The organism is Hydrogenophaga intermedia, from assembly GCF_023715105.1.
GTDB classification, from domain to species: domain Bacteria; phylum Pseudomonadota; class Gammaproteobacteria; order Burkholderiales; family Burkholderiaceae_C; genus Hydrogenophaga; species Hydrogenophaga intermedia_A.
Window position 1 is genome coordinate 1 of record NZ_JAMBNO010000018.1, and the last position, 23,454, is coordinate 23,454.

The 23,454-nt window shown below is 68.7% G+C and carries 23 protein-coding genes; 11 read left to right on the forward strand and 12 right to left on the reverse strand.

Annotated elements, in window-relative coordinates; translation table 11 throughout:
- A partial coding sequence (locus M3149_RS16715) for an IS3 family transposase (protein WP_251710683.1) occupies window positions 1-277 on the forward strand: 277 nt, incomplete at its 5' end.
- 161 nt (window positions 278-438) lie between these two features.
- Here M3149_RS16715 and M3149_RS16720 read toward each other — a convergent pair.
- Together M3149_RS16720 and M3149_RS16725 are read right to left on the reverse strand one after the other, a co-directional pair.
- A complete protein-coding gene (locus M3149_RS16720; RefSeq protein ID WP_251710684.1) occupies window positions 439-1,008 on the reverse strand; it encodes an HNH endonuclease in 570 nt (189 codons plus the stop codon).
- A complete protein-coding gene (locus M3149_RS16725) occupies window positions 1,005-1,517 on the reverse strand; it encodes an HNH endonuclease (protein WP_251710685.1) in 513 nt (170 codons plus the stop codon). Before M3149_RS16725 ends, M3149_RS16720 begins: the two co-directional genes overlap by 4 nt.
- A 159-nt stretch (window positions 1,518-1,676) precedes the next feature.
- On the opposite strand from M3149_RS16725, the gene M3149_RS16730 reads away from it, so the two are divergent.
- The 6 genes from M3149_RS16730 to M3149_RS16755 all read left to right on the forward strand — a co-directional run bounded on the left by M3149_RS16730 (window position 1,677) and on the right by M3149_RS16755 (window position 9,245).
- Window positions 1,677-2,741, forward strand: coding sequence for a bifunctional riboflavin kinase/FAD synthetase (locus M3149_RS16730; RefSeq protein ID WP_251710686.1), 1,065 nt, complete (start codon window positions 1,677-1,679; stop codon window positions 2,739-2,741).
- Window positions 2,742-2,861: 120 nt separating this feature from the next.
- Window positions 2,862-5,726, forward strand: a complete 2,865-nt coding sequence (gene ileS, locus M3149_RS16735; RefSeq protein WP_251710687.1) for an isoleucine--tRNA ligase — start codon at window positions 2,862-2,864, stop codon at window positions 5,724-5,726.
- A complete protein-coding gene (lspA, locus tag M3149_RS16740) occupies window positions 5,726-6,241 on the forward strand; it encodes a signal peptidase II (protein ID WP_251710688.1) in 516 nt (171 codons plus the stop codon). The genes ileS and lspA overlap by 1 nt, the downstream gene beginning before the upstream one ends.
- A gap of 80 nt (window positions 6,242-6,321) precedes the next feature.
- Window positions 6,322-7,473 carry an aminotransferase class V-fold PLP-dependent enzyme gene (locus M3149_RS16745; RefSeq protein ID WP_251710689.1) on the forward strand — a complete coding sequence of 384 codons (1,152 nt, stop codon included), beginning with the start codon at window positions 6,322-6,324 and terminating at the stop codon, window positions 7,471-7,473.
- A gap of 111 nt (window positions 7,474-7,584) precedes the next feature.
- Window positions 7,585-7,929 (forward strand): helix-turn-helix domain-containing protein, encoded by a 345-nt coding sequence (locus M3149_RS16750; protein WP_251710690.1) that lies wholly within the window; start codon window positions 7,585-7,587, stop codon window positions 7,927-7,929.
- The gene (locus M3149_RS16755; RefSeq protein WP_251710691.1) at window positions 7,926-9,245 is read left to right on the forward strand and encodes a type II toxin-antitoxin system HipA family toxin; all 1,320 of its coding nucleotides are present in this window, start codon (window positions 7,926-7,928) and stop codon (window positions 9,243-9,245) included. Before M3149_RS16750 ends, M3149_RS16755 begins: the two co-directional genes overlap by 4 nt.
- Before the next feature lie 30 nt (window positions 9,246-9,275).
- Here M3149_RS16755 and M3149_RS16760 read toward each other — a convergent pair whose 3' ends face one another.
- Complete coding sequence (locus M3149_RS16760; protein ID WP_251710692.1) at window positions 9,276-10,268, reverse strand: quinone oxidoreductase family protein; 993 nt, start codon at window positions 10,266-10,268, stop codon at window positions 9,276-9,278.
- A 103-nt stretch (window positions 10,269-10,371) separates the two neighbouring features.
- Here M3149_RS16760 and M3149_RS16765 point away from each other — a divergent pair, with 103 nt between their 5' ends.
- On the forward strand, window positions 10,372-11,310 hold the full coding sequence (locus M3149_RS16765) for a DMT family transporter (protein WP_251710693.1): 939 nt from the start codon (window positions 10,372-10,374) through the stop codon (window positions 11,308-11,310).
- A gap of 12 nt (window positions 11,311-11,322) precedes the next feature.
- Here M3149_RS16765 and M3149_RS16770 read toward each other — a convergent pair whose 3' ends face one another.
- From M3149_RS16770 to M3149_RS16795, 6 genes are all read right to left on the reverse strand, one after another.
- The gene (locus tag M3149_RS16770; protein ID WP_251710694.1) at window positions 11,323-12,120 is read right to left on the reverse strand and encodes an SDR family oxidoreductase; all 798 of its coding nucleotides are present in this window, start codon (window positions 12,118-12,120) and stop codon (window positions 11,323-11,325) included.
- 5 nt (window positions 12,121-12,125) lie between these two features.
- Window positions 12,126-13,064, reverse strand: a complete 939-nt coding sequence (locus M3149_RS16775; RefSeq protein WP_251710695.1) for a DMT family transporter — start codon at window positions 13,062-13,064, stop codon at window positions 12,126-12,128.
- Between the two features lie 522 nt (window positions 13,065-13,586).
- A complete protein-coding gene (locus tag M3149_RS16780; protein WP_251710696.1) occupies window positions 13,587-15,398 on the reverse strand; it encodes a GspE/PulE family protein in 1,812 nt (603 codons plus the stop codon).
- 7 nt (window positions 15,399-15,405) lie between these two features.
- Window positions 15,406-16,158 (reverse strand): spermidine synthase, encoded by a 753-nt coding sequence (locus M3149_RS16785; protein WP_251710697.1) that lies wholly within the window; start codon window positions 16,156-16,158, stop codon window positions 15,406-15,408.
- A gap of 55 nt (window positions 16,159-16,213) precedes the next feature.
- Window positions 16,214-16,708 (reverse strand): DNA-deoxyinosine glycosylase, encoded by a 495-nt coding sequence (locus M3149_RS16790; RefSeq protein WP_251710698.1) that lies wholly within the window; start codon window positions 16,706-16,708, stop codon window positions 16,214-16,216.
- A gap of 36 nt (window positions 16,709-16,744) precedes the next feature.
- The gene (locus M3149_RS16795) at window positions 16,745-17,575 is read right to left on the reverse strand and encodes a TatD family hydrolase (RefSeq protein WP_251710699.1); all 831 of its coding nucleotides are present in this window, start codon (window positions 17,573-17,575) and stop codon (window positions 16,745-16,747) included.
- 71 nt (window positions 17,576-17,646) lie between these two features.
- On the opposite strand from M3149_RS16795, the gene M3149_RS16800 reads away from it, so the two are divergent.
- Window positions 17,647-18,069 carry an META domain-containing protein gene (locus tag M3149_RS16800; protein ID WP_251710700.1) on the forward strand — a complete coding sequence of 141 codons (423 nt, stop codon included), beginning with the start codon at window positions 17,647-17,649 and terminating at the stop codon, window positions 18,067-18,069.
- Here the strand turns inward: M3149_RS16800 and M3149_RS16805 are convergent, their stop codons facing one another.
- The 3 genes from M3149_RS16805 to M3149_RS16815 form a co-directional block, all read right to left on the reverse strand.
- Window positions 18,070-18,471, reverse strand: a complete 402-nt coding sequence (locus M3149_RS16805) for a GreA/GreB family elongation factor (RefSeq protein WP_251710701.1) — start codon at window positions 18,469-18,471, stop codon at window positions 18,070-18,072.
- A gap of 245 nt (window positions 18,472-18,716) precedes the next feature.
- Entirely contained in the window at window positions 18,717-19,391 is a 675-nt protein-coding gene (gene lolD, locus M3149_RS16810; RefSeq protein WP_251710702.1) for a lipoprotein-releasing ABC transporter ATP-binding protein LolD, read from the reverse strand.
- 84 nt (window positions 19,392-19,475) lie between these two features.
- Window positions 19,476-20,732: a lipoprotein-releasing ABC transporter permease subunit gene (locus M3149_RS16815; RefSeq protein ID WP_251710703.1), complete on the reverse strand. Its 1,257-nt coding sequence runs from the start codon at window positions 20,730-20,732 to the stop codon at window positions 19,476-19,478.
- A gap of 40 nt (window positions 20,733-20,772) precedes the next feature.
- Between M3149_RS16815 and M3149_RS16820 the strand changes: the two genes are divergently transcribed.
- Entirely contained in the window at window positions 20,773-21,720 is a 948-nt protein-coding gene (locus tag M3149_RS16820; RefSeq protein ID WP_251710704.1) for a phosphoglycerate mutase, read from the forward strand.
- Complete coding sequence (recJ, locus tag M3149_RS16825) at window positions 21,717-23,453, forward strand: single-stranded-DNA-specific exonuclease RecJ (protein ID WP_251710705.1); 1,737 nt, start codon at window positions 21,717-21,719, stop codon at window positions 23,451-23,453. The genes M3149_RS16820 and recJ overlap by 4 nt, the downstream gene beginning before the upstream one ends.
- Window position 23,454: the final 1 nt, after the last annotated feature.

Below are 23,454 nucleotides of genomic sequence, written 5' to 3' on the forward strand. Positions count from 1 at the left end.
CCGCTGGCCGGGTTGGCTCAAGCGCATGGCCGACGCAAAGCTGGTGCGCTCTATGTCGCGCAAGGGGTACTCGCCAGACAACGCAGCGTGTGAAGGCTTCTTCGGCCGGCTGAAGACCGAGCACTTCTATCCCCGAGACTGGCAGTCCGCCACCATCGAACAGTTCATGCAGGCCTTGGACGCCTACATTCGCTGGTACAACGAGAAGCGGATCAAGATCTCTCTGGGCTCTCTCAGTCCAGTCGAGTACCGACGCAGCCTCGGAATCGTCGCTTAACCAGTCCAAGATTTGTACCGCACCCCCCCCCTGACTTACTGGGTCACTTCTGGGTGGAAATCAACACGTGATGGTCAAGGACAAGCGGTGGGAGTCGATCGAGGCGAGCTTCTAGCCGCTGATCCGTGGCTGCCCGGCGAGCCAAGACTTGTCTAGGCTTGTCAGGCTGTCTTTGACGCCAAGCGGGAGTGCTTTGGCAGCATCGCCCGGAGCAGTTCCATCTGATCGGCCAGGATCTGCCTGTTCTGGAGGATCAGGCCTTCCTGATGGCTTGGCGCGTACGGCACGTACAGCAAGTCCCAGCCTAACTCGTCCAGCGTGTGCGAACCCTTGGCTGCATTGCAGGACGAGCAACAGGCGCAGCAGTTCTGCCAAGAGTCGAGCCCGCCTTTGGACAGTGGCTTGATGTGATCTCGCGTCAGGCCCCTCAATCCGACCTTGCCGCAGTACGCGCACATGTTGCGATCCCGGCGGAACAAGGCCTCATTGGTCAGCGCGATGGTCGGTTGCTTGCAGGCCTCTGGTGTGCGTCCCTTGAGCACCAGGATGCTCTTCAGCTCGATCCGCGACTGCACGCCTGACTGGCGGTTCGTACCGCCCCGGAAGGCGAACTCGAAGTCTCCGAAGCCGTAGGCGAACTTCCCCAGCACGTCATCAACGATGGCCTCCTGCCAGGTCAGCCAGCGTGCTGGGAACCCGGCGCTGTCGATGGCGAGAAGTAGGGGTGTCATTGGGCCTCCTTGCGAACTCGTAGCGCCAACTGGTAACGTTTACGGGTTCGGTTCGAGACCCTGCGCGCCTCTCTACGAGGAGCCCACTCACTCACATCATGTACTGGTAGTGCTTTTGATCGGTATAATGAGCAGGCCGTGACCACGTTCATCCACATGTCGCGTCCGCTCTGGGCCAGCGGCACGATGTGCTCGCGCGTGAGGTCTTCCTCGTGGAAGTGGTCGCCACAGTAGGCGCACACATTGCGGTCGCGCGCGAACAGCTTGTGGTTCGTGAGCGTGGGCCGCAGGTCGAAGGGGTTGATGCGCGGCACGCCCTGGGTGCCGATGATGGAGTTGACCGTGATGATCGACTGGCGGCCGGTGATGGCGTTGTGCCCACCGTGAAAGACCGCGATCTCGGCGCCCATCTCCCAGCGCACCTCGTCGGCCGCGTAGTGCAGCACGGCTTCTTCGAGGCTGATCCAGGACTGCGGCAGTCCCTGGGCCGAGAGCTTGAGTACCTTCAAAACGGGCTCCTTCGTGCGATCAAGACACTGGAAGAACCCGGAACCCGCGAGGGGCCCGGGGCCTGCGTTTTCGTGTGCCAATATAACAATCTTTGATGACCCATCGCGCCCATGTGGGACATGGCCCCGCGATGTGACAAAACCACCCCCGAGCGACCCATGCAGATCATCCGCGGCCTCTGGAACCGCCCCCATGGCACGCCCGACGGCGTGCGCGGCTGCGCCCTCACGATTGGCAACTTCGACGGCGTTCACCGCGGCCACCAGGCCATGCTGGCCCTGCTGCAGAACGAGGCCCGCCACCGCGGCGTGCCCAGCTGCGTGATGACCTTCGAGCCGCACCCGCGCGACCATTTCGCGGCGGTGCACCGCAAGCCCGAACTCGCGCCCGCGCGCATCGCCACGCTGCGCGACAAGCTGGAGGAGTTGGCCCGCTGCGGCGTCGACCGCTGCGTCATCCTGCCCTTCAACGAGCGCCTGGCAGCGCAGAGCGCCACCTCGTTCATCGAGGACACGCTGGTGGGCGCGCTGGGGGTGAAGTACGTGCTGGTGGGCGACGACTTCCGCTTCGGTGCACAGCGAAAGGGCGACTACGCCATGCTCGACGCCGCTGGCGCGCGCCTGGGCTTCGACGTGGCGCGCATGCAGAGCTACGAGGTGCACGGCCTGCGCGTGTCGAGCTCGGCCGTGCGCGAGGCCCTGGCGCAAGGGCGCATGGGCGATGCTGCCGCCCTGCTGGGCCGGCCCTACGCCATCAGCGGCCACGTGGTGCACGGTCGCAAGCTCGGGCGCGCGCTGGCCGAATCGGCGCCCGGCAAAGGCGACGGTTTTCGCACCCTCAACCTGCGCTTTGCGCACTGGAAGCCCGCGGCCAGCGGGATCTTCGCGGTGTGGGTGCACGGGCTGTGGCACGAGCCCCTGCCCGGCGTGGCCAACCTGGGCGTGCGGCCCTCGCTCGACCCGAACGACGTCAACGGCGGGCGTGTGCTGCTCGAAACCCATTGCCTCGAGTGGCCGGCGGGCCTGGCGGCCAGCCTGCCCGGCGGGGAGGCCTACGGTAAAATCGTGCGCGTGGAACTGCTGCACAAACTGCACGACGAGCTCAAGTACGACGGCCTGGACGCCCTCACACAGGGGATCGCCAAGGACGTCGCCGACGCGCGTGCCTTCTTCGAGGCCATGCACGGCCGCACGCACCGGCAGACCACCCGCGACCGAATTTGACGGGCCCCGGCCCCGCTCGCCGCCCTTCGACAAGCTCAGGGCGAACGGCTGCTGAACCTCTCGCACACGCGCTCCTCCCCCGCTCGGGCTGAGCTTGTCGAAGCCAACACGCGAACCACCATGTCCGAGACGAAGAACGCCTACCCCGTCAACCTGCTCGACACGCCCTTCCCCATGCGCGGCGACCTGCCCAAGCGCGAACCGGGCTGGGTGAAGCAATGGAACGACGAGGGCCTGTACCAGCGTCTGCGCGATGCGCGCCGCGGCGCGCCCCTGTTCGTGCTGCACGACGGCCCGCCCTACGCCAACGGCCAGATCCACATGGGCCACGCGGTGAACAAGGTGCTCAAGGACATGATCGTCAAAAGCCGACAGCTCGCCGGCTTCGACGCGCAATACATCCCGGGCTGGGATTGCCACGGCCTGCCGATCGAGAACGCGATCGAGAAGAAGCACGGGCGCCACCTGAGCCGCGACGACATGCAGGCGAAAAGCCGCGCCTACGCCACCGAGCAGATCGGCCAGCAGCGCGAGGACTTCAAACGCCTGGGCGTGCTCGGCGACTGGGAGCGCCCGTACCTGACGATGGCGCCCGGCAACGAGGCCGGCGAGATCCGCGCCTTCAAGCGCGTCATCGAGCGTGGCTTCGTCTACCGTGGCCTGAAACCCGTGTACTGGTGCTTCGACTGCGGCAGCTCGCTCGCGGAGTTCGAGATCGAGTACGCCGACAAGGCCAGCGACACGCTGGACGTGGCGTTCGAGACGGACGACGCGGCCAAGCTCGCGGCCGCCTTCGGCCTACCCGCCCTGCCCGCGGGCAAGAGCGGCTTCGCTGTCATCTGGACCACCACCGCCTGGACGATTCCCGCCAACCAGGCGCTCAACGCCCACCCCGAACTCAACTACGCCCTGGTCGACACGCCCAAGGGTTGCCTGGTGCTGGCCGAGACGCTGGTGGTGAAATGCCTGGAGCGCTTCGGCCTCGAGGGCAAGGTCATCGCCACCGCCCTGGGCGAGAAGCTCGGCGGCCTGAATTTCCGCCACCCGCTGTACGACGCCGACAAGGGTTACCGGCGCCTGTCGCCCGTGTTCCTGGCCGACTACGTGAGCGACAGCGACGGCACCGGCATCGTGCACTCCTCGCCCGCCTACGGCCTGGACGACTTCAACTCCTGCATCGCCAATGGCTTCACCGTTGACCAGGTGCTCAACCCGGTGCAGGGCAACGGCGTCTACGCGGCCGATTTCCCGCTCTTCGGCGGCCAGCACATCTGGAAGGCCGTGCCCGTGATCATCGCGGCGCTCAAGGCCGCAGGCCGGTTGATGAGCACCGTGGGCATCACCCACAGCTACCCGCACTGCTGGCGCCACAAGTCGCCGGTGATCTACCGCGCCGCCGCGCAGTGGTTCATCCGCATGGACGAAGGCGAGGGCGTGTTCACCAAGGACAAGGCGCCCAAGACCTTGCGCCAGCTGGCGCTCGATGCCATCGAACAGACCGGCTTCTACCCCGAGAACGGCCGTGCCCGCCTGCGCGACATGATCGCCAACCGGCCCGACTGGTGCATCTCGCGCCAGCGCAGCTGGGGCGTGCCGATCCCGTTCTTCCTGCACAAGGCCACGGGCGAGCTGCACCCGCGCACCATGGAGATCCTCGACCAGGCCGCCGACATCGTCGAGAAAGGCGGCATCGAGGCCTGGAGCCGCGTGACGGCCGAAGAGATTCTTGGCGCCGAAGACGCGCCCCACTACGACAAGAGCAGCGACATCCTGGAGGTCTGGTTCGACTCGGGCTCCACCTTCTGGCACGTGCTCAACAGGCAGGAAGGCAGCCACGCCCACGCTTACCCCAATGGCGCTTGCCACTCGCAAGGTCCAGAGGCCGACCTCTACCTCGAAGGTCACGACCAGCACCGCGGCTGGTTCCACAGCTCGCTGCTGCTGGGCTGCGCCATCTTCGACCGCGCGCCCTACCGCGGCCTGCTCACGCACGGCTTCACGGTCGACAGCCAGGGCCGCAAGATGAGCAAGTCGCTCGGCAACGGCATCGACCCGCAAGAGGTCAACAAGAAGCTCGGCGCCGAGATCATCCGCCTGTGGGTGGCCGCGAGCGACTATTCCGGCGACATCGCGGGCGACGACAAGATCCTCGCGCGCGTGGTCGACGCCTACCGCCGCATCCGCAACACGCTGCGTTTCCTGCTCGCCAACCTGAGCGATTTCGACGCTGCGCAGCACGCGGTGCCGCTGGGCGAACTGCTCGAGATCGACCGCTGGGTGCTGGCGCGCACGGCGCAGTTCCAGGCCGAGGTGCTGGCGCACTACGAGCGCTACGAGTTCCACCCGGTGGTGGCCAAGCTGCAGGTGTTCTGCTCCGAAGACCTCGGTGCGTTCTACCTTGACGTGCTGAAGGACCGGCTCTACACCACCGCGCCCGCCAGCCACGCGCGCCGCAGCGCCCAGACCGCGCTGCACCACATTGCCCACGCCATGCTGCGCTGGATGGCCCCCTTCATGAGCTTCACCGCCGAAGAGGCGTGGCCCGTGCTGGCTGGGGCGCAGAACCGCGGTTCGATCTTCTTCGAGACCTGGGCCGACCTGCCGCCGGCCGAGGAAGGCCTGCTCGCCAAGTGGGCGCGCATCGGGGAGATCCGCGCCCTGGCCAACAAGGAAATCGAGGCGGTGCGCACGCAGGGGGCGGTGGGTTCGTCGCTGCAGGCGCTGCTCACCATCGCCGCACCGGCCGACGACGCCGCCCTGCTGCGCTCGCTCGGCGACGACCTGCGCTTCGTCACCATCACCTCGGCCGCCACGGTGGTCGACGGCGACGCGTTGACGGTGACGGTCACGCCCGCCAGCGCCGCCAAGTGCGAACGCTGCTGGCACTACCGCGACGACGTGGGCCACGACCCGGCGCACCCGACGATCTGTGGCCGCTGCACCAGCAACCTGTTCGGCGCGGGCGAAGCGCGCACGGCGGCCTGATGGCGCGCACCGGCCTGCGCGAGATCGCGCCCTGGCTCGGGTTGGCAGGCCTGGCCTTCGTGCTGGACCAGCTCACCAAGTGGCTCATCCTCGCGAGTTTCGCGCTCGGCGACAGCGTGACCGTGACGTCGTTCTTCAACGTGGTTCGGGTGCACAACCCGGGGGCGGCCTTCTCCTTCCTCGCGGGCGCGGGCGGCTGGCAGCGCTGGTTTTTCACCGCCATCGGCGTCGCGGCCTCGGTGTTCATCGTCTGGATGCTGCGCAGCCACCCGGGGCAACGCCTGTTCAGCTTCTCGCTGGCCTGCATCCTGGGTGGCGCGCTCGGCAACGTGCTCGACCGCCTGGTGCATGGCTACGTGGTCGACTGGCTCGATTTCCACTGGGGCTTTCTGGCCGGGCTGTTCCCGGGTGGGCATTTCCCCGCCTTCAACCTGGCCGACACCTTCATCTCCATCGGCGCGGCCTGCCTGATCCTCGACGAACTGCTGCGCCTGCGCAAACCGCGCCCGGCCTGACAAAGTCCGCGAGCCGTGCAATGGCGCGGCCGCGATGCCAGAATGGCCGGCCCGAAGCCCGCCCTTGTGAGGAGACAGCCATGCCCGGCCTGCTGCCCGACGTCGATCCCGACGGCCTGTACGAGTTCTCCGTGGTCTACACCGACCGCGCGCTCAACCACATGTCCAAGCGCTTCCAGGGCGTCATGACCGGCATCTCGGCCATGCTCAAGCGCGTGTACGGCGCCCACTCGGCGGTGCTGGTGCCCGGCAGCGGCACCTTCGGCATGGAATCGGTGGCGCGCCAGTTCGCGCACGGCAAGCACGTCCTCGTCATCCGCAACGGCTGGTTCAGCTACCGCTGGACGCAGATCTTCGACATGGGGTCCATCCCCGCGAGCCACACGGTTCTGAAGGCGCGGCCCCAGCACAAGGGCGCGCAGGCCCCGTGGGCGCCGGCGCCGATCGACGAGGTGGTCGCCACCATCGCGCGTGAGAAGCCCGCGCTGGTGTTTGCGCCGCACGTGGAAACCGCTGCCGGCATGATCCTGCCGGACAACTACCTCAAGGCCGTGGCCGACGCGGTGCACGCGGTGGGTGGCCTGTTCGTGCTCGACTGCATCGCCTCCGGTGCCATGTGGGTGGACATGAAGGCCACCGGCGTCGACATCCTCATCAGCGCGCCGCAGAAAGGCTGGAGCAGCTCGCCCTGCTGCGCGATGGTGATGCTCAGCGAGCGCGCCCGCACTGCCATCGATGCCACGCAGAGCACCACTTTCGCGATGGACCTCAAGAAGTGGCTGCAGATCATGGAGACCTACGAAGGCGGCGGCCACGCCTACCACACGACCTTGCCCACCGACGCGCTGGCGCGCCTGCACGCCACGATGCTCGAGACCGAGGCCTACGGCTTCGACCGCGTGCGCCAGGAGCAGATCGCGCTGGGCCAGGCGGTGCGTGCCCTGGTGGAGCGCCACGGTTTCGCCAGCGTGGCGGCCGAGGGCTTCAAGGCCCCGGGCGTGGTGGTGAGCCACACCACCGATGCCGAGGTGCAGTCCAGCAAGGCCTTCCTGGCCCTGGGCCTGCAAACGGCGGCTGGCGTGCCCCTGCAATGCGACGAAGGCCCCGACTTCAAGACCTTCCGCCTGGGCCTGTTCGGCCTCGACAAATGGCACGACGTGCCCGCCACGGTGGCGCGGCTGGAGGTCGCGCTGCGGCAAGTGGCGCCGTTGCAGGAAGCGCGGGCGGCTTGATCCAGCCCGCTCCGATCATGCAAAACCATGATCGGAGTCGAAAATCATAGTCAACTTTTATCAGTAAGCATGATTTACCATGCTAGCGTTCGATCATGAAAGGAAACTTTTATGAAAACGCTGGCAGAACTGGGCCGTGCCCTCGATGAAGCCCGTCGCCGAAAGGGGCTGAGCAACAAGGAGTTGGCCGAGCGCGTCGGCCTCACGCCCTTGACGGTGGGCCACGTGCTGAACGGCAAGTCGGCTGTGCGCGCCACCAACCTCATGGCCATGGCCGACGAACTCGATCTGGCGCTCGTCCTGCTGCCCAAGGCCATGGCCGAAGCGGTCGAGCAGGCGCCGCCCCCGGCTGTGCCGGGCTACATGAGCCCGCTGGAGCGCGTGCTGCAGCCATTGAACGACGACCGCGCAGGCCACCCGGCACGCAGCGCCAAGCCCGGGGAACAAAGCCGATGAGGTACCGCGCGCTGCGCATCGCCATCGGGGAGCGGCATTGCGGGCTGTTGTTCCAGTATGGGCAGGGCCACTCGGCGCTGATGCGCTTCGTGCCGGACCGTGACTTCTGGCTGGACCCGGGGGCACCCGTGGTGTCGTGGGCGGTTCGCGCCAGCGACGAACGCGATCGCGAACGGCTCCTGGCGCACGCCGCCGATCACCCGTTCTTCCAGGGCAGTGGCGAGCGCCTGCCGCCCTTCTTCCAGAACCTGCTGCCCGAAGGGCCCTTGCGCAAGCACCTGGAGCAACTGCGCGGATGCCCCCCGGACGACCACATGGAGATCCTTGCCATGTGCGGCACGGACCTGCCAGGCAATGTGTATGCCTCACCCGCGCCCGAAGACCGCGAGGCCGTAGCCAGGGTGGTCACCCAGGGGCACGACGCGCTGGAGATGACCGTGATCGAAGCCCCGGTGGCGGGTGCAACCTCCCTGTCCGGCATCCAGCCCAAACTCGGTCTGGTCGAGCACGGTGGACGTTACGTTGCCCGCACGCGGGATTCGCGCAGCAGCACCCACATCATTGCCAAGCTGCCGGCCAACGGGTATCCGCTGCTGCCGGAGGTGGAGGCGTTGTCACTTCGCCTGGCCCGCGCGGCCGGCGTGAACACCTGCGACGCCGAACTGCGCCCGATGTCGGACATCGTTGCGCATGACCAGCCGTTCGCCCTGGACCCCGAGCACCGTTTCCTCGCCGTGCGCCGCTTCGACCGCGGGCCGGGCGGGCACATCCACTGCGAGGACTTCGCGCAGATCCTGGGGCTGGACCCGGAGAACAAATACACGGACCGCGAAGGCCGGGCGAACTACGCGTCCGTGCTGTTGACACTGCACGCCGCCATGGGCATTGCCGACGCAGCCGGCGCTCACGAGGTGATGCGACGCCTCATGGTCAACGAGATGCTGGGCAACTACGACGCCCACCTCAAGAACGTCGGCGTGCTGTACCCGGACGGCGTCACGCCGGTGCTGTCCCCCGCGTACGACGTGGTGGCCTACGCGGCTTACCTCGGTGGTCGCGGGCATGCGCTGAGGTTTCACCCGGGCGCGCCCGAGCGTGCGCAGATCACGCCCGCACTGGTGCGCGATCTCTGCAATCGGGTGGGCCTGGTGGAAACCAAGGTCAAGGCCGTGCTGGCCGACGCGGTGGAACGCGCCAGAACGCTCTGGCCCGCGATGATCGAGGACAGTGCCCTCACCGACGCGCAGCGCTCGCGGCTGCTCGAACACTTTCATCAGGTGCCGGCGGTGCAGGCACAGGCGCGTCGCACCCGATGAGGCGCTGAAACGCCGCCCGGCCCGCCGCGGTCAGGGCAGCAGCACCGTGCAACCGGTGGTGGCCCGAGCCTCGAGGCTTTCGTGGGCCTTGCGCACGTCCGTGAGCGCAAAGCGCTGGTCGATGCGGATCTTCACCGCGCCGCTACTCACCACGCCAAACAGGTCATCGGCCATGCGCTGCGTGCGCTCGCGGCTGGTGATGTGGGAGAACAGCGTCTGGCGCGTCACGTAGATCGAGCCCTTGGGACCCAGGATGCCGGGCGCGAACGGCGCCACCGGGCCCGAGGCGTTGCCGAAGCTGGCCATCAGGCCGAAGGGGCGCAGGCAGTCGAGCGATTTGTCCCAGGTGTCCTTGCCCACCGAGTCGTAGACCACCTTCACGCCCTTGCCACTAGTGATCTCCTTCACCTTCGCGGCAAAGTCGTCCTTGCGGTAGTTGATGGCGTGGGCCGCGCCGTGCGCCAGTGCGAGCTGGCACTTGTCGTCCGAGCCGGCGGTGGCGATGAGCTGCAGACCCAGGTGCTTCGCCCACTGGCAGGCGATCAGCCCGACCCCGCCGGCAGCGGCGTGGAACAGCACATGGTCGCCCGGCTCCAGGCCTTCCACCGGCTTGCAGTGCTTGAGCAGGTACTGCGCGGTCAGGCCCTTGAGCATCATGGCCGCGCCGGTCTCGAAGTCGATGGCGTCGGGCAGCTTGCACACGTTCATGGCGGGCATCACGCGCACGTCGCAATAGCTGCCGGGCGGGTTCGATGCGTAGGCCGCGCGGTCGCCCGCCTTGAGGTGCGTCACGCCCTCACCCACCGCTTCGATCACGCCCGCGCCTTCCATGCCCAGCGCCAGCGGCATGGCGTTCGGGTACAGGCCGGTGCGCTGGTAGACATCGATGAAGTTCAGGCCCACCGCATGGTGGCGGATACGCACCTGGCCCGGGCCGGGCTCGCCCACGTCCACGGTGTCGATCACGAGTTGTTCGGGGCCGCCGTGGGCGTGGATGCGCACGGCGCGGCTGGGGGTGCTCATGGGAGGTCTCCTCGTTGTGGTTGTCGCGGGCGCGATGCTGCCACGATTGCGCCGGCCCCGTGCCGCGTGCGGACATGCCCGTGGGTTGTTACAGTCGCGCCCCATGTCTGTTGCACCCCAAGGAAGGCTCTCCGCCTCGACCATCGCCCTGCTGCTGTTGCCACCGCTCATGTGGGCCGGCAACGCGATCGTGGGGCGGATGATGCAGGACGTCGTGCCGCCCATCACGCTGAATTTCCTGCGCTGGGTGCTGGCCTTCGTGCTGCTGCTGCCCGTGGCCGGCTGGGTGCTGCGCCGCGGCAGTCCGCTGTGGCCGCACTGGAAGCGCTTTGCGTTGCTGGGGCTGCTGAGCGTGGGTTGCTACAACGCGCTGCAATACCTGGCGCTCAAGACGTCCACCCCCATGAACGTGACGCTGGTGGCCGCCAGCATGCCGGTGTGGATGTTGCTGCTCGGACGCGTGCTGTACGGCGTGCCCGTGTCGCGCCGTGCGGCGCTGGGCACGGCGCTCTCGCTCGCGGGCGTGGCGGTGGTGCTCACGCGCGGCGAACTGGCCAACCTGCTGTCGGTGAAGCTGGTGCCGGGCGACGGCTGGATCGTGCTCGCCTCCATCCTGTGGGCCTGGTACAGCTGGCTGCTGGCGCGCCCCGCGCCCGGCAGCGAGCCGGCGCAGATCAAGGCCGACTGGGCCGCCTTCCTGTTCGCACAGATCGCCATGGGGGTGGTCTGGTCGGGCCTGTTCGCCGCCGGCGAATGGCTCACATTGCCCACCCTGCCCGAGGGGCAACAGCACATCCAGTGGGGCTGGCCGCTGGCGCTGGCGCTGCTGTACGTGGCGGTGGGGCCGTCGCTGGTGGCCTACCGCGCCTGGGGCGCGGCCGTGGGCCGCGTGGGGCCGGCCATGGCGGCCATCTTCAACAACATCACACCGCTGTTCGCGGCGCTCATGTCGGCCACGCTGCTGGGCGAGCCGCCGCGGGGATACCACGCGGCGAGCTTCGTGCTCATCGTCGGCGGCATTCTGGTGTCGTCGCGGCGCTGAACGCCGCGGGCATCAGAACGTGCCCGGGTATGCGCCGCCGTCGGCCAGGATGTTCTGGCCGTTGATGTAGGCGGCCTGCGCGCTGCACAGGAACGCGCAGATGGAGCCGAACTCGGCCGGGTGGCCATAACGACGGGCCGGAATCTGGGCCACTTGCTGGGCACGGACCTGCTCCTCGCTCAGGCCGCTCTTGGTGGCCGTGCCCGCAATCGTTCCCTTGAGGCGATCGGTGTCGAACTTGCCCGGCAGCAGGTTGTTGATGGTGATGCCGCGAGCGGCCAGGCCGCTGCGCGACAAACCCGCCACGAAACCCGTGAGCCCGGTGCGCGCGCCATTGGACAGACCCAGGATGTCGATCGGCGCCTTCACGGCACTCGACGTGATGTTCACGACGCGCCCGAAGCCGCGCTCGGCCATGCCGTCGATGGTGGCCTTGATGAGCTCGATCGGCGTGAGCATGTTGGCGTCCAGCGCGGCGATCCAGGCGTCGCGGTCCCACTGGCGGAAGTCGCCCGGCGGGGGGCCACCCGCGTTGGTGACCACGATGTCGAACGCCTTGCCCGGCCCCCCGGCCGCACCGAACACCGCCTCACGCCCCGCGGGCGTGGTGATGTCGGCCGCCACCGGCAGCACCTGCACACCGGGGCATGCCTCGCGAATGCCGGCCGCCGCGGCCTGCAGCGCCTCGGCGCCGCGCGCGATCATCACGACGTTCACGCCCTCGGCCGCGAGCGCTTGCGCGCAACCCAGCCCCAGGCCCTTGCTCGAACCGCCCACCAGGGCCCACTTGCCTTTGATACCCAGATCCATTTCGATCAATCTCCGGTTTTCTCGATCACCCTGGGCGCGCCGAAGCGCGTCACCAGATACACACCCGCGAGCACGAGCACCGTGCCCACGATGATCCACGCATTGAACGGCTCGCCGAGGATGAACACCCCCATCACGATGGTCGACATCGGCCCGATCATTCCGGTCTGCGCCGTCAGCCCCGAGCCGATACGCTCGATCGCCATCATCACCAGCAGCACCGGCACGAAGGTGCACAGCGAGGCGTTGAGCAGTGACAGCCAGATCACCTCGGGCGCCACCACGGCCGACGACAGCGGCCGCAGCAGCGCAAACTGCGCAATGCACAACACACAGGCCACGCTCGTGGCCAGCCCCACCAGCCGCAACGAGCCCAGGCGCTTCACCAGTTCACCGCTGTAGACGAGGTAGATGGCGTAGCTGATGGCACTGCCGAACACCAGCGCCGCGCCCAGCGCGGCGTCCGGCCCTTGTTGGCCGGCCTCATGCCCGAACACGAGCAGCACCCCCGCGTAACTGACGGCCATGGCCACGGCCTGCAGCCGCGTGATGCGCCGGCCGTACAGCAGCCAGCCGAGCACGAGCACGATGGTGGGGTTGAGGTAAAGGATCAGCCGCTCCAGGCTGGCGGTGATGTACTCCAGCCCCCAGAAATCGAGAAAGCTCGCGAGGTAGTAACCCGTGACGCCCAGGCCGATGACGCCCACCCAGTCACGCTGCGTGAGCGGCGCCGGCCGCACACCATTGCGTGGCCGCCCGGCCCACCACACCAGCGCCAGGAACAGCGGCAGCGCGAACAGCATGCGATACATGATGAGCGTGACCGCATCCACCCCATGCCGATACGCCAGCTTCACGATGATCGCCTTGCCACTGAACGCGATGGAGCCGAGCGAGGCGAACAGCAGGCCGGTGGCGAGGTGGGGGTGGGGGGTGGTCTGCATGAAGCCGTGGATTATCGGCGGGCGTGTTGCTTCGCCTTCGTGGCGGGGGTTTGTTCGCGGCGGCTTGCTTCGCGCGACCACCTCGCGCACGCCCGCGGTCGCCGGGTACGCTGCTCCGCGAATGTCCCCCGGGCCGGCTGCGCCGACCCTCCTCCTTTATTTCGCTGCGCAGCGCACCCGACACCCGCGGGCTGAAGTGTTGGGTTGGCGGGCCAGCAAGACGCGGCCCTGGACATGCTGAGCGAGGTGGTCGCTATCGTGTTGCGGACCATTGGCCGCCGGCAGCTTCCGGCCAAGAGCGGGCTGTCATCCTGCGGCATTCCCACTGCAACGGTCGACACCGAGACGGCCCATGACCACCGTCCTGACCAGATCGTTCGCTCACCCACGAGGGCCTCGGTGATCGGGGTGTCCGATGGAGCGAAGTAAAGGAGGAGGATCGGGCTGCAGGCCCGATCCGGGGGACATGAGCGGAATCGGACACCCCGGTCGCCGAGGCCCGTCGCATCCGGAGACAACAACCTATTGCAGCGGAGGCGTCGCCGCCAGCACCTCATCCAGCGTCGTCAGCCCCTCCGCCACCCTCGCCGCCCCCGCCAACCGCAACGGCCGCATCCCATCCGCAATGCCCTGCGCGCGCAGGGCTTCCATCTTCGGCTCGCGGCTTACCTTGTCCTTGAAGGCCTCGGTGACGGACAGCAACTCATACAGCCCCATGCGCCCGCGATACCCGGTCATGCGGCAGTCGATGCAGCCCACGGGTTGGTAGGGGCGGTAGCCGCCGGATATCTGCCAGGGTTTGACGATGTCGGCGAGTTGCTCGCGGCTGCTGGCGATGTCGTCCTTGTCCAGCGGTTGCTTGCAGGCGGGGCACAGCGTGCGCACCAGGCGTTGCGCCAGCACGCCCAGCACGGTGGCGTTGATGAGGTACGGCGGGATGCCGAGTTCCATCAGGCGCATCACGGCCGAGGGCGCGTCGTTGGTGTGCAGCGTGGAGAACACCAGGTGGCCGGTGAGCGCGGCCTGCACCGCCATTTCGGCGGTGGCCAGATCGCGGATCTCGCCGACCATGATGATGTCGGGGTCCTGCCGCATGAGGGCACGCAGGCCCTGCGCGAAATCCAGGTCGAGCTGCGGTTGCACCTGGGTCTGGTTGAAGGCCGGCTCGATCATCTCGATCGGGTCTTCCACCGTGCTCACGTTCACCTCCTCGGTGGCCAGGCGCTTGAGCGTGGCGTAGAGCGTGGTCGTCTTGCCCGAGCCGGTGGGGCCGGTCACGAGCACGATGCCGTGCGGGCGGCGCGTGAGCCCTTCCCAGCGTTGCGCATCGTGCGCGGCGAAGCCCAACGCCGACAGATCCTTCACCGTCGACTCGGGGTCAAAGATGCGCATCACCAGCTTTTCGCCGAAGGCGGTGGGCAAGGTGGACAAGCGCATCTCCACCTCGTCGCCCTTGGCCCCACCACTCGCGGGCTTGAGCGTCTTGATGCGCCCGTCTTGCGGGCGGCGGCGTTCCACCACGTCCATGCGGCCGAGCAGCTTGATGCGCGCGGTCATCGCGTTCATCACGCCGATCGGCATCTGGTAGACCGGGTGCAGCACGCCGTCGATGCGGAAGCGGATCACGCCCTGGTCGCGCCGCGGCTCGAGGTGGATGTCGCTCGCGCGCTGATCGAAGGCGTACTGCCAGAGCCAGTCCACCACCTGCACCACGCCCTGGTCGTTGGCGTCGAGCTGTTTGTTGGTCTTGCCGAGTTCGACCAGTTGCTCGAAGCTCTGCAACCCCCCACCGCTGCCCGATTTGTTCGCCGCGCGAACCGATTTTGCGAGCGCGAAGAACTCGCCCGTGTAGCGGGCGATGTCGGCCGGGCTCGCCAGCACCAGACGCACGCGCTTGCGGGTCTGGCGTTCCACCTCACCCACCCAGTCGCGCACGAAGGGCTCGCCGGTGGCCACCACCACTTCGGTGGGGCCCACCTGCACCGGCAGCACGCGGTGGCGCTCGGCGTAGGCGGCGCTCATCACATCGGCCACCTTGCCCACGTCCACCTTCAGCGGATCGATGCGCAGGTAGTCCAACCCACTACGCTGCGCCAGCCACTGTGTGAGCGTTTCGGCGTCGAGCACGTGGCCGTCGGCCGCGCGCGCCATGCCGACCACCGCCAGCCGCTGCAGCGGGTGCTGCGCGCTGTGGGCAGACCCGATGCGCGCCTCGGTGCGTTGCGCTTCGGCCTCGTCGATGACGCCATCCTCGCGCAGCCATTGCAGCAGGCGGCGCCAGTCCAGCGGGCCCTGGTGGGCAGGCAGGTCGGGCTTGGCGTTGGGGGTTTTCATGGCGGGATCAACGGACCAGGGGATGGAACAGGCGCAGCCACTTCACCGCGGGCAGGCCCCAGCGCTGCTGCACGGCCTCGGCGCGGGCCAGCATGTCCAGCCGCGCGGGGCGGCTGGCGTGGCGCTGGGCGAGCACCACGGTGTTGCCTTCGCGCGTGGACTTGAACGGCCACACCGCGTCCGCGCCGAAGGCGTCGGCGATGTGACGCAGCGAGCGCTCGAAGCTGGCGTCGCGCCCGAACAGGTTGACGGTGAGGCAACCCTCGTCGGTGAGGGCATTGCGGCAGTCGGCATAGAAGTCGGTGCTGTCGAGCACAGGCGCGGCGGCCTCGTGGTCGTACAGGTCGACCTGCAGCGCGTCGTAGCGACCGCGGTGTTCGGGTGCGCGGATGGCCTCGCCCGCATCGGCCAGCAACACGCGCAGGCGCGCGCTGTCGGGCGGCAGCTTGAACCAGCGACGGCACACCGCCACCACCTGCGGGTTGATCTCGATGGCCGTGGTGTCCATGCGCAGGCGCTTGAAGCAGAACTTGGTGAGCGCAGCCGAGCCGAGGCCGAGCTGCAACACGCGGCGCTTGTGTACGGTGTCGGGCTCCACGAACAGCAGCCATGCCATCATGCGCTGCACGTACTCCAGCTCGATATCGAACGGTGCGTCGAGCAGCATGGATCCCTGGATCCATTCGGTGCCCAGGTGCAGGAAGCGCACCTCGCCGTCTTCGGAAATGTTGACTTCGGGCAAGTGGGTCGTGGCTTTCATGGGCGGGCGCAAAAGGCCATTATGAACAGTCGTTCTGCATTGCTGCGAGCACTGCTCAGGCCACCCCGTGGCGCTGCAGCACCTCGGCCCAGGCAGCGAGCTTGCGCTCGAACGACCAGCCCGCGTTGGCCGGGCTGGTGGAAGGCAGGCGGTACACCGGCAGGCCAAGCGTGCGCGTGTGGCGCGCGTGGCGATAGCTCTCGCCGCCGTTGTGCGCCACCGCCTGCAGTTGCGGGCATAGCGCTCGCAGGCCGGGAAGGTCGTTGAGGGTGGCATCGCGGATGTCGGCGTCCAGGCTGCCTTCGCGCTCACAACTGGCGTACACGTCCCACACGCCCAGGCCGTGCTCGCGCAACGCAGCCAGGCGCCCGGCGTAGTCGGCCTGCAGCAGGGGCCGCTGCCACAACGCGCCAAGGATGCGCCAGAACGCGTTTTGCGGATGGCCGTAGTACTGCTGCGCGCGCAGCGAGGCCACGCCAGGAAAACTGCCCAGCACGATCAAGCGCGTGTTGGCGTCGGCAACAGGAGGCAGGCCGTGCAGGCGTGTCATGCGGGTGTCATGCAGGCATCGGGCGCAGGTCGGCAATCACGCCATGGCAGCCAGGCGTGGCAGCACGCGCCGCGCGTTGTCGCTCGTGGCGCGGGCCACGTCGGCGACGTTCTGGCCGCGCAATGCCGCCAGTGCCGCGCCGATGCGGGGCAGCTCGCGCGGGTGGTTGATGCCCTGCGGCACGCCCGCCGCGCGATCGGCCGCGGGCACGTACAGCCACTGCGGCGGGATGTCGGGCGCATCGGTCTCGAGCACCAGCGCGCTCATCGGCAGTTCGCTGGCCAACCGGCGCAACTGGCGCGCGGGCTCGAAGGTGAGCGCGCCGCCAAAACCCAGCGCGAAGCCCTGGTCAATGAAGGCCTGTGCCTGCTGCGCACTGCCGTTGAAGGCGTGTGCGATGCCGCCGCCCGGGGGCAGCTCGCGCAAGGCCTTGAGCAGCGCGTCGGCACTGCGCCGCACATGCAGGATGACCGGCAGGCCATGTTTGCGCGCGAGCCGCAGTTGCGCGCGGTAGAAGCGGGTCTGGCGCTCGCGCATGGCGGGCTCGGTGAGCGCGGACACGAAGAAGTCGAGCCCGATCTCCCCCACGGCCACGAGGCGCGGGTCGTCACGGTGCTCGCTGAGTGCGGCGTCGAGAGCGTCCAGGTCGTCGTCCCGCGCGCGCGGCACGTACAGCGGGTGGATACCCAATGCATACGCATCGCCCAACCGGTGAGCGAGCGCACGCACGGCGTCCCAGTTGCTGCGTTCCACGGCCGGAATGACACAGCGCGCCACGCCGAGCGCGCGTGCCTCATCGCGCTGCGCGGCGGCGCAAGCCGGGTCGAACTCCGGCGCGTCGAGATGGCAGTGCGTGTCGGTCCACATTGGGCGTTGGCGGCGCTTTCGGCGGTATAAGTTGCGCGGTCACGCATTGTCACCCCCGAAGGAGGAAGCCCATGAGCCCGATCCGTATCGCCTTGCTGTTGCCTGTGTTTGCCGGCCTGATGGCCTGCGCCATGCCCGGTGCGCCGGGCGCCACCCCCAACCTCGTGGGCACCGAATGGCGCCTGCAGGACATCGGCGGCGCGCCAGCGCTGCCCGAGGTGCAGGCCACGCTGGCGTTCCCGGAGGCCGGCCGTGTGGCGGGCTTCAGCTCATGCAACCGCTTCTTCGGCACCTACACGCTGGTGCAGGACAAGGTCGCGTTCGGCCAGATGGGCATGACACGCATGGCCTGCATGGGCCCGGCGGGCGAGCAGGAGACACGCTACATGGCCGCGCTGCAGAAAGCGCAGACGCTGCGCGTGGACGGCAGCACGCTGCTGATCGCGGTGCAGGGGCAGGACAAGCCGCTGCGCTTTGCGCGCAGCAAGCCCTGATCAGGTGGTGTAGTCGCCGCTGGCTTCGGGCTGGAACAGCAGCGCCACGATCTCGGCGCTGTGCTGCGTTCCGTCAGGCGTCTGCCAACGTGCCACGCTGCCCACGTGCAGGCCCAGCAGGGCCAGGCCCACGGGCGAGAGCACGGAGATGAAACCCTGCGCGGGCTCCGCGTCGTCCGGGTAGCACAGCGTGAGGCGGTTTTCGCCGCCTTGTGCGTCGCGCACCAGCACCTGGGAATACATGGTCACCACGTCGGGGGCGACGTCGCGCGAGGGCACGACGCTGGCGGTGTCGAGCAGGTCATCCATGCGCAGGGCGGCGCCCTGGCGACGCAAGCGCTCAAGGCGCACGGCGTCCAGTTCGGTGAGGGTGCGATCGTTCAGGGAGAGTACGTTTGCCATGTTCGGCTCCATCGGGTGGCCGCCGCGCGATTGCGACAGGGACGGCCAAAGCTGCGCCTGGGCGGTGGCCCGGCGATCAGAGGAAGCGCGAAATGGGGGGGTGGGGGGTGATCGCCGGGCTCAGGAATGTGCGTCGGGCTGCACGGCACGCGCCCACGCGAGGGGGCGGTATCGGGACAGAGGAAGCACACGAGCGGGCGAAAACATGCCGTCGATGGTACCAGCCGGGGGGAAATCGCGCTCGCTCAGGTCAGGCGACCCGCCGAGAGATGCAACACGCGCCCGCAGCGCGCAGCCAGCGTTTCGTCGTGGGTGACGACCACGAACGCCGTGCCCTGATCGCGCGCGAGCTCGAGCATGAGCTCGAACACGCCGTCGGCGGTGTTGCGGTCGAGGTTGCCGGTGGGCTCATCGGCCAGCACGCAGGCGGGTTGCGTGACGAGGGCGCGCGCGATGGCCACGCGCTGGCGCTCGCCGCCCGAGAGCTCGGACGGCCGGTGCGCCACGCGCTCGCCCAGGCCCACGCGCGTGAGCATTTGCGTGGCGCGCTCGCCCGCCTCGGCGCGCGGCTGGCGGCGGATCCACAGCGGCATGGCCACGTTGTCGCGCGCGCTGAACTCGGGCAACAGGTGGTGGAACTGGTAAACGAAGCCCAGGTGGCGGTTGCGCAGCTCGCCCTGTTGAGCCGCACTGAGCGCCGACAGCGCCTGACCCTTGAGCGTGACCTCGCCGCTGCTGGGCGCGTCAAGCCCGCCCAGCAGGTGCAGCAGCGTGCTCTTGCCCGAACCGGAGGCACCGACGATGGCCACCGTTTCGCCCGCGCGCACGTCCAGGTCCACGCCCTGGAGCACGGTGACGTCGATCAGGCCTTCGTGGAAACGTTTGGTGAGGCCGCGCGCTTGTAAGACAGTAGAAGTCATAGGGGTTTCGCCGCCGGGCCGCCCCAAGGCGAAACGCGCCCCCTCGGGGGGCAGCGACCCGCGCAGCGGCGGAGCGTGGGGGCTTTATTCATATCGCAGGGCCTCGGCGGGGTTGACGCGGCTGGCGCGCCAGCTCGGATAGAGCGTGGCCGCAAAGGCCAGCACGAGCGAGATCACGGCCACGGGCACGATGTCGGCCTGCTGCGGATCGCTGGGCATGCGGCTGATGAGGTAGATGTCCTGCGGCAGGAAGCTCGCACCGAGCAGGCGCTCCAGCGCTGGTACCAGGGTGTCGATGTTGAACGCCACGCCCAGGCCGAGCAGCAGCCCCAGCCCGGTGCCGATGACGCCCACCGCCGCGCCCTGCACCACGAAGATGCCCATGATGCTGCGCGGGCTCGCGCCCAGCGTGCGCAGGATGGCGATGTCGGCGCGCTTGTCGGTCACCGTCATCACCAACGTGGAGACGAGGTTGAACGCGGCCACCGCCACGATCAGCGTGAGGATGATGAACATCATGCGTTTCTCGAGCTGCACGGCAGCGAACCAGGTGCGGTTCTGGCGCGTCCAGTCGCGCACCACCAGACCGGGCGGCAAGTCGGCCGCCATGTGCACGGCCACTTCGCGCGCGGCGTGCAGGTCGCGGATCTTCACGCGCACGCCCGTGGGCCCTTCGACGCGGAAGATGCGCGCGGCATCGTCCTGGTGCAGCATGGCCAGCGCCGAGTCGTATTCGTAGTGGCCCGAATCGAAGGTGCCCACCACCGTCATGCTGCGCACGCGCGGCACCACGCCGGCGGGCGTGACCTGCCCGCTGGGTGCGATCAGTGTGACCGTGTCGCCCGCGATCACGCCCAGGCTGCGCGCAAGCTCGCCGCCGAGCACGATGCCGAACTCGCCGGGTTTGAGGCGCGGCAGCACGGTGTCGGCCAGCTCGGCTGCCAGATCCGTCACCTTGGGCTCCAGCGCCGGGTCGATGCCACGCACCAGCGCGCCTTTCATGTCCTCACCGCGCGCGATCAGCGCCTGCGCGCCCACGAAGGGCGCCGCACCCAGCACCTCGGGGCGCGCCTCGATGGTCGCCAGCGTGGTGGCCAGGTCGGGGATCGCCTGGCCGTTGCCCTCGAACACCTCGATGTGCGAGAGCACGCCGAGCATGCGGTCACGCACTTCCTTCTGGAAGCCGTTCATGACCGAGAGCACGATGATGAGCGCGGCCACGCCGAGCGCGATGCCCAACATGGACACGCCCGAGATGAAGGAGATGAAGCCGTTGCGCCGCGTGGCGCGGCCGGCGCGCGTGTAGCGCCAGCCCAGCAGGAGTTCGTAGGGGGTTTGCATGGGTGTCGGCGGGCATTGTGGCATCCCCGACAATCGCGGCATGCCCATTGCCCCGGATCCCGAACACCACTGGGTGGTTCCGTTTGCCGCCATCGGCACGGGCGATGCGCGCCCCGAATGGCCTGCCCTGCCCCATCTGCAGGCCCTGCTGCTGCGCGTGCGCGAATCGCAGCGCAGCGATGGCGAAGACACCAGCTACACCGCCCCGCATGAACGCGCGCTGGCCGACGCGCGCGGCGTGCCGCTGCGCGATGGCCATTGGCCTGGCGCCGCGCTGCACAGCGATCAACCGCACACACCGCAGGCCTGGGTGCATCCGGTGCACCTGCAGGTCGGCATGGGTGAGGTCAGCTTGCAGGCAGCCACGCTGTTCGGGCTCGACGAAACCGCCTCTCGCCGCCTGTTCGATGCCCTGGCACCGCTGTGTGCCGAGGACGGCGTGGCGTTGCATTTCGACCACCCCACGCGTTGGCGCGCGAGCGGTGAACGCCTGCGTGGTCTGCGCTGCGCCAGCATCGACCGCGTGGTGGGCCGCTCCATTGCGCCCTGGCTGCCCGGGGGCAGCGAGGCGCGCTGGCTGCAGCGCCTCACCAGCGAAGCGCAGATGCTGTTCTACACGCACGCCGTGAACGATGCGCGCGAGGCCGCGCGGCAGCTGCCGGTCAATGGTGTGTGGTTCAGCGCGGCGGGCGCGGTGGAGGCGGACGTGGTGCCGGGTCCGGCGCCCGTGCTGGCCGATGCCCTGCGCGAGCCTGCCCTGCGCGGCGACGCCGCTGCGTGGCGCGCGGCCTGGGAGGCGCTGGACGCCACGCTCATCGCCGGCCTGCACGAGCGCGCCTTGCGCGGGGAAGCCTTTGCGCTCACCCTGTGCGGTGAGCGCGGCACCACCACGCTGGAGCCCGTCGCACCGGGCATGGGGCAGCGCCTGGCGCGCGCCCTGCGCCTGGCGCGCACACCGACCGTTCAAGACCTGTTGACCACCCTATGAAGATCATCACCCGCGACGTGCCGCCCCGCGCCGCCTGGGCGCTCGAACAGAGCGGCCTGCACCCGCTGCTGGCACGCCTGTTTGCCGCGCGCGGCATTTCGCAGCGCGAAGAGCTCGACGACGCGCTCGCGCAGTTGCTGCCGCCCTCCACCATGAAGGGCGCCGACGAGGCTGCGCGCGCGCTGGCCGACGCCATGGCCGCCAAGCGGCGCATCTGCATCGTGGCCGACTACGACTGCGACGGCGCCACCGCCTGCGCGGTCGGCGTGCGCGGCTTGCGCCTGCTCGGCGCGGCCCTGGGCTTTGACGCGGTGCAGTACCTGGTGCCCGACCGCGTGGTCGACGGCTACGGCCTCACGCCTTCGATCGCACAGCGCGTGAAGGCCGCGGGCGCCGACCTGCTGGTGACGGTGGACAACGGGATCGCCAGCCTCGATGGCGTGCGCGCAGCGCGCGAGCTTGGCCTGCAGGTGATCGTGACCGATCACCACCTGCCCGCGCAGCACGATGGCCGCGTGGTGCTGCCTGCCGATTGCATCATCGTCAACCCCAACCAGCCGGGCTGCGACTTCCAGAGCAAGAGCATCGCCGGCGTGGGCGTGATGTTCTATGTGCTGTTGGCGCTGCGCGCCGAGCTTCGCGCGCGCGGGGTCTTCGATCAACAAACCCAGCCCAAGATCGACACCCTGCTGCCCCTGGTGGCCCTGGGCACCGTGGCCGACGTGGTGAAGCTCGACACCAACAACCGCCGTCTGGTGGCGCAGGGTTTGAAGCGCGTGCGCGCAGGCGCCCTGCCCGCCGGCATGACTGCACTGTTCAACGCCGCCAGCCGCCGCCCCGAGGCCGCCACCACCTTCGACTTCGGCTTTGCGCTGGGCCCCCGCCTGAACGCCGCCGGCCGGCTGGCCGACATGACGCTGGGCATCGAATGCCTGCTCACCGACGACGCCACGCGCGCCGACGAACTCGCGCGCACGCTCGACGGCATCAACCGCGAACGCAAGGTGATCGAGGGCGAGATGCGCGAGCAGGCGCTGCAGATGGTGGATGAGATGTTCGACGAGAGCGAGCAGCCGCCGCCCGCGCTGGTGGTGTTCGACCCCGACTTCCACGAAGGCGTGGTGGGCATCGTGGCCTCGCGGCTGAAGGACAAGCTGCACCGCCCGAGCTTCGTGTTCGCGGCCAGCAGCGCGCCGGGCAAGGAGCACGAGCTCAAGGGGTCGGGCCGCTCCATCGCGGGCTTTCACCTGCGCGACGCGCTGGACCTGGTGGCCAAGCGCCACCCGGGCGTGCTGCTGCGCTTCGGCGGGCATGCCATGGCCGCGGGCTGCACCATCGCGGAGGAACACCTGGACACCTTCGAGCAGGCCCTGCAGCAGGTGGCGCACGAATGGCTGGACGCCGCCACGCTGCAGCGTCGCGTGGAAACCGACGGCCCGCTGGACCGCCAGTACCGCCGCCCGGATCTGGTGGACACGCTGCACGGCCAGGTGTGGGGCCAGGGCTTCGCGCCGCCGGTGTTCAGCGAAGAGGTGCGCGTGGTCAGCCAGCGCATCGTGGGCGAGAAGCACCTGGCGCTGAAGCTGCAGCACCAGGGCGATGCGGTGGACGGCATCTGGTTCGGCCACACCGAGCCGCTGCCCGAGCGCGTGCGCATTGCATTCCGCCTCGACGCTGACGAGTGGCAGGGCCAGCGGCGTGTGCGCTTTCTGGTCGAGGCGGCGGAGCTCTGAA

Coding starts and splice junctions, on each gene's coding strand:
- M3149_RS16785 (WP_251710697.1), bottom strand. CDS start 16,158: ATGAAAGCCACGACCCACTTGCCCGAAGTCAACATTTCCGAAGACGGC.
- M3149_RS16820 (WP_251710704.1), top strand. CDS start 20,773: ATGCCCATTGCCCCGGATCCCGAACACCACTGGGTGGTTCCGTTTGCC.
- M3149_RS16755 (WP_251710691.1), top strand. CDS start 7,926: ATGAGGTACCGCGCGCTGCGCATCGCCATCGGGGAGCGGCATTGCGGG.
- M3149_RS16795 (WP_251710699.1), bottom strand. CDS start 17,575: ATGTGGACCGACACGCACTGCCATCTCGACGCGCCGGAGTTCGACCCG.
- M3149_RS16745 (WP_251710689.1), top strand. CDS start 6,322: ATGCCCGGCCTGCTGCCCGACGTCGATCCCGACGGCCTGTACGAGTTC.
- M3149_RS16770 (WP_251710694.1), bottom strand. CDS start 12,120: ATGGATCTGGGTATCAAAGGCAAGTGGGCCCTGGTGGGCGGTTCGAGC.
- M3149_RS16790 (WP_251710698.1), bottom strand. CDS start 16,708: ATGACACGCCTGCACGGCCTGCCTCCTGTTGCCGACGCCAACACGCGC.
- M3149_RS16775 (WP_251710695.1), bottom strand. CDS start 13,064: ATGCAGACCACCCCCCACCCCCACCTCGCCACCGGCCTGCTGTTCGCC.
- lspA (WP_251710688.1), top strand. CDS start 5,726: ATGGCGCGCACCGGCCTGCGCGAGATCGCGCCCTGGCTCGGGTTGGCA.
- M3149_RS16760 (WP_251710692.1), bottom strand. CDS start 10,268: ATGAGCACCCCCAGCCGCGCCGTGCGCATCCACGCCCACGGCGGCCCC.
- lolD (WP_251710702.1), bottom strand. CDS start 19,391: ATGACTTCTACTGTCTTACAAGCGCGCGGCCTCACCAAACGTTTCCAC.
- M3149_RS16720 (WP_251710684.1), bottom strand. CDS start 1,008: ATGACACCCCTACTTCTCGCCATCGACAGCGCCGGGTTCCCAGCACGC.
- M3149_RS16750 (WP_251710690.1), top strand. CDS start 7,585: ATGAAAACGCTGGCAGAACTGGGCCGTGCCCTCGATGAAGCCCGTCGC.
- recJ (WP_251710705.1), top strand. CDS start 21,717: ATGAAGATCATCACCCGCGACGTGCCGCCCCGCGCCGCCTGGGCGCTC.
- M3149_RS16730 (WP_251710686.1), top strand. CDS start 1,677: ATGCAGATCATCCGCGGCCTCTGGAACCGCCCCCATGGCACGCCCGAC.
- M3149_RS16805 (WP_251710701.1), bottom strand. CDS start 18,471: ATGGCAAACGTACTCTCCCTGAACGATCGCACCCTCACCGAACTGGAC.
- ileS (WP_251710687.1), top strand. CDS start 2,862: ATGTCCGAGACGAAGAACGCCTACCCCGTCAACCTGCTCGACACGCCC.
- M3149_RS16815 (WP_251710703.1), bottom strand. CDS start 20,732: ATGCAAACCCCCTACGAACTCCTGCTGGGCTGGCGCTACACGCGCGCC.
- M3149_RS16800 (WP_251710700.1), top strand. CDS start 17,647: ATGAGCCCGATCCGTATCGCCTTGCTGTTGCCTGTGTTTGCCGGCCTG.
- M3149_RS16765 (WP_251710693.1), top strand. CDS start 10,372: ATGTCTGTTGCACCCCAAGGAAGGCTCTCCGCCTCGACCATCGCCCTG.
- M3149_RS16780 (WP_251710696.1), bottom strand. CDS start 15,398: ATGAAAACCCCCAACGCCAAGCCCGACCTGCCTGCCCACCAGGGCCCG.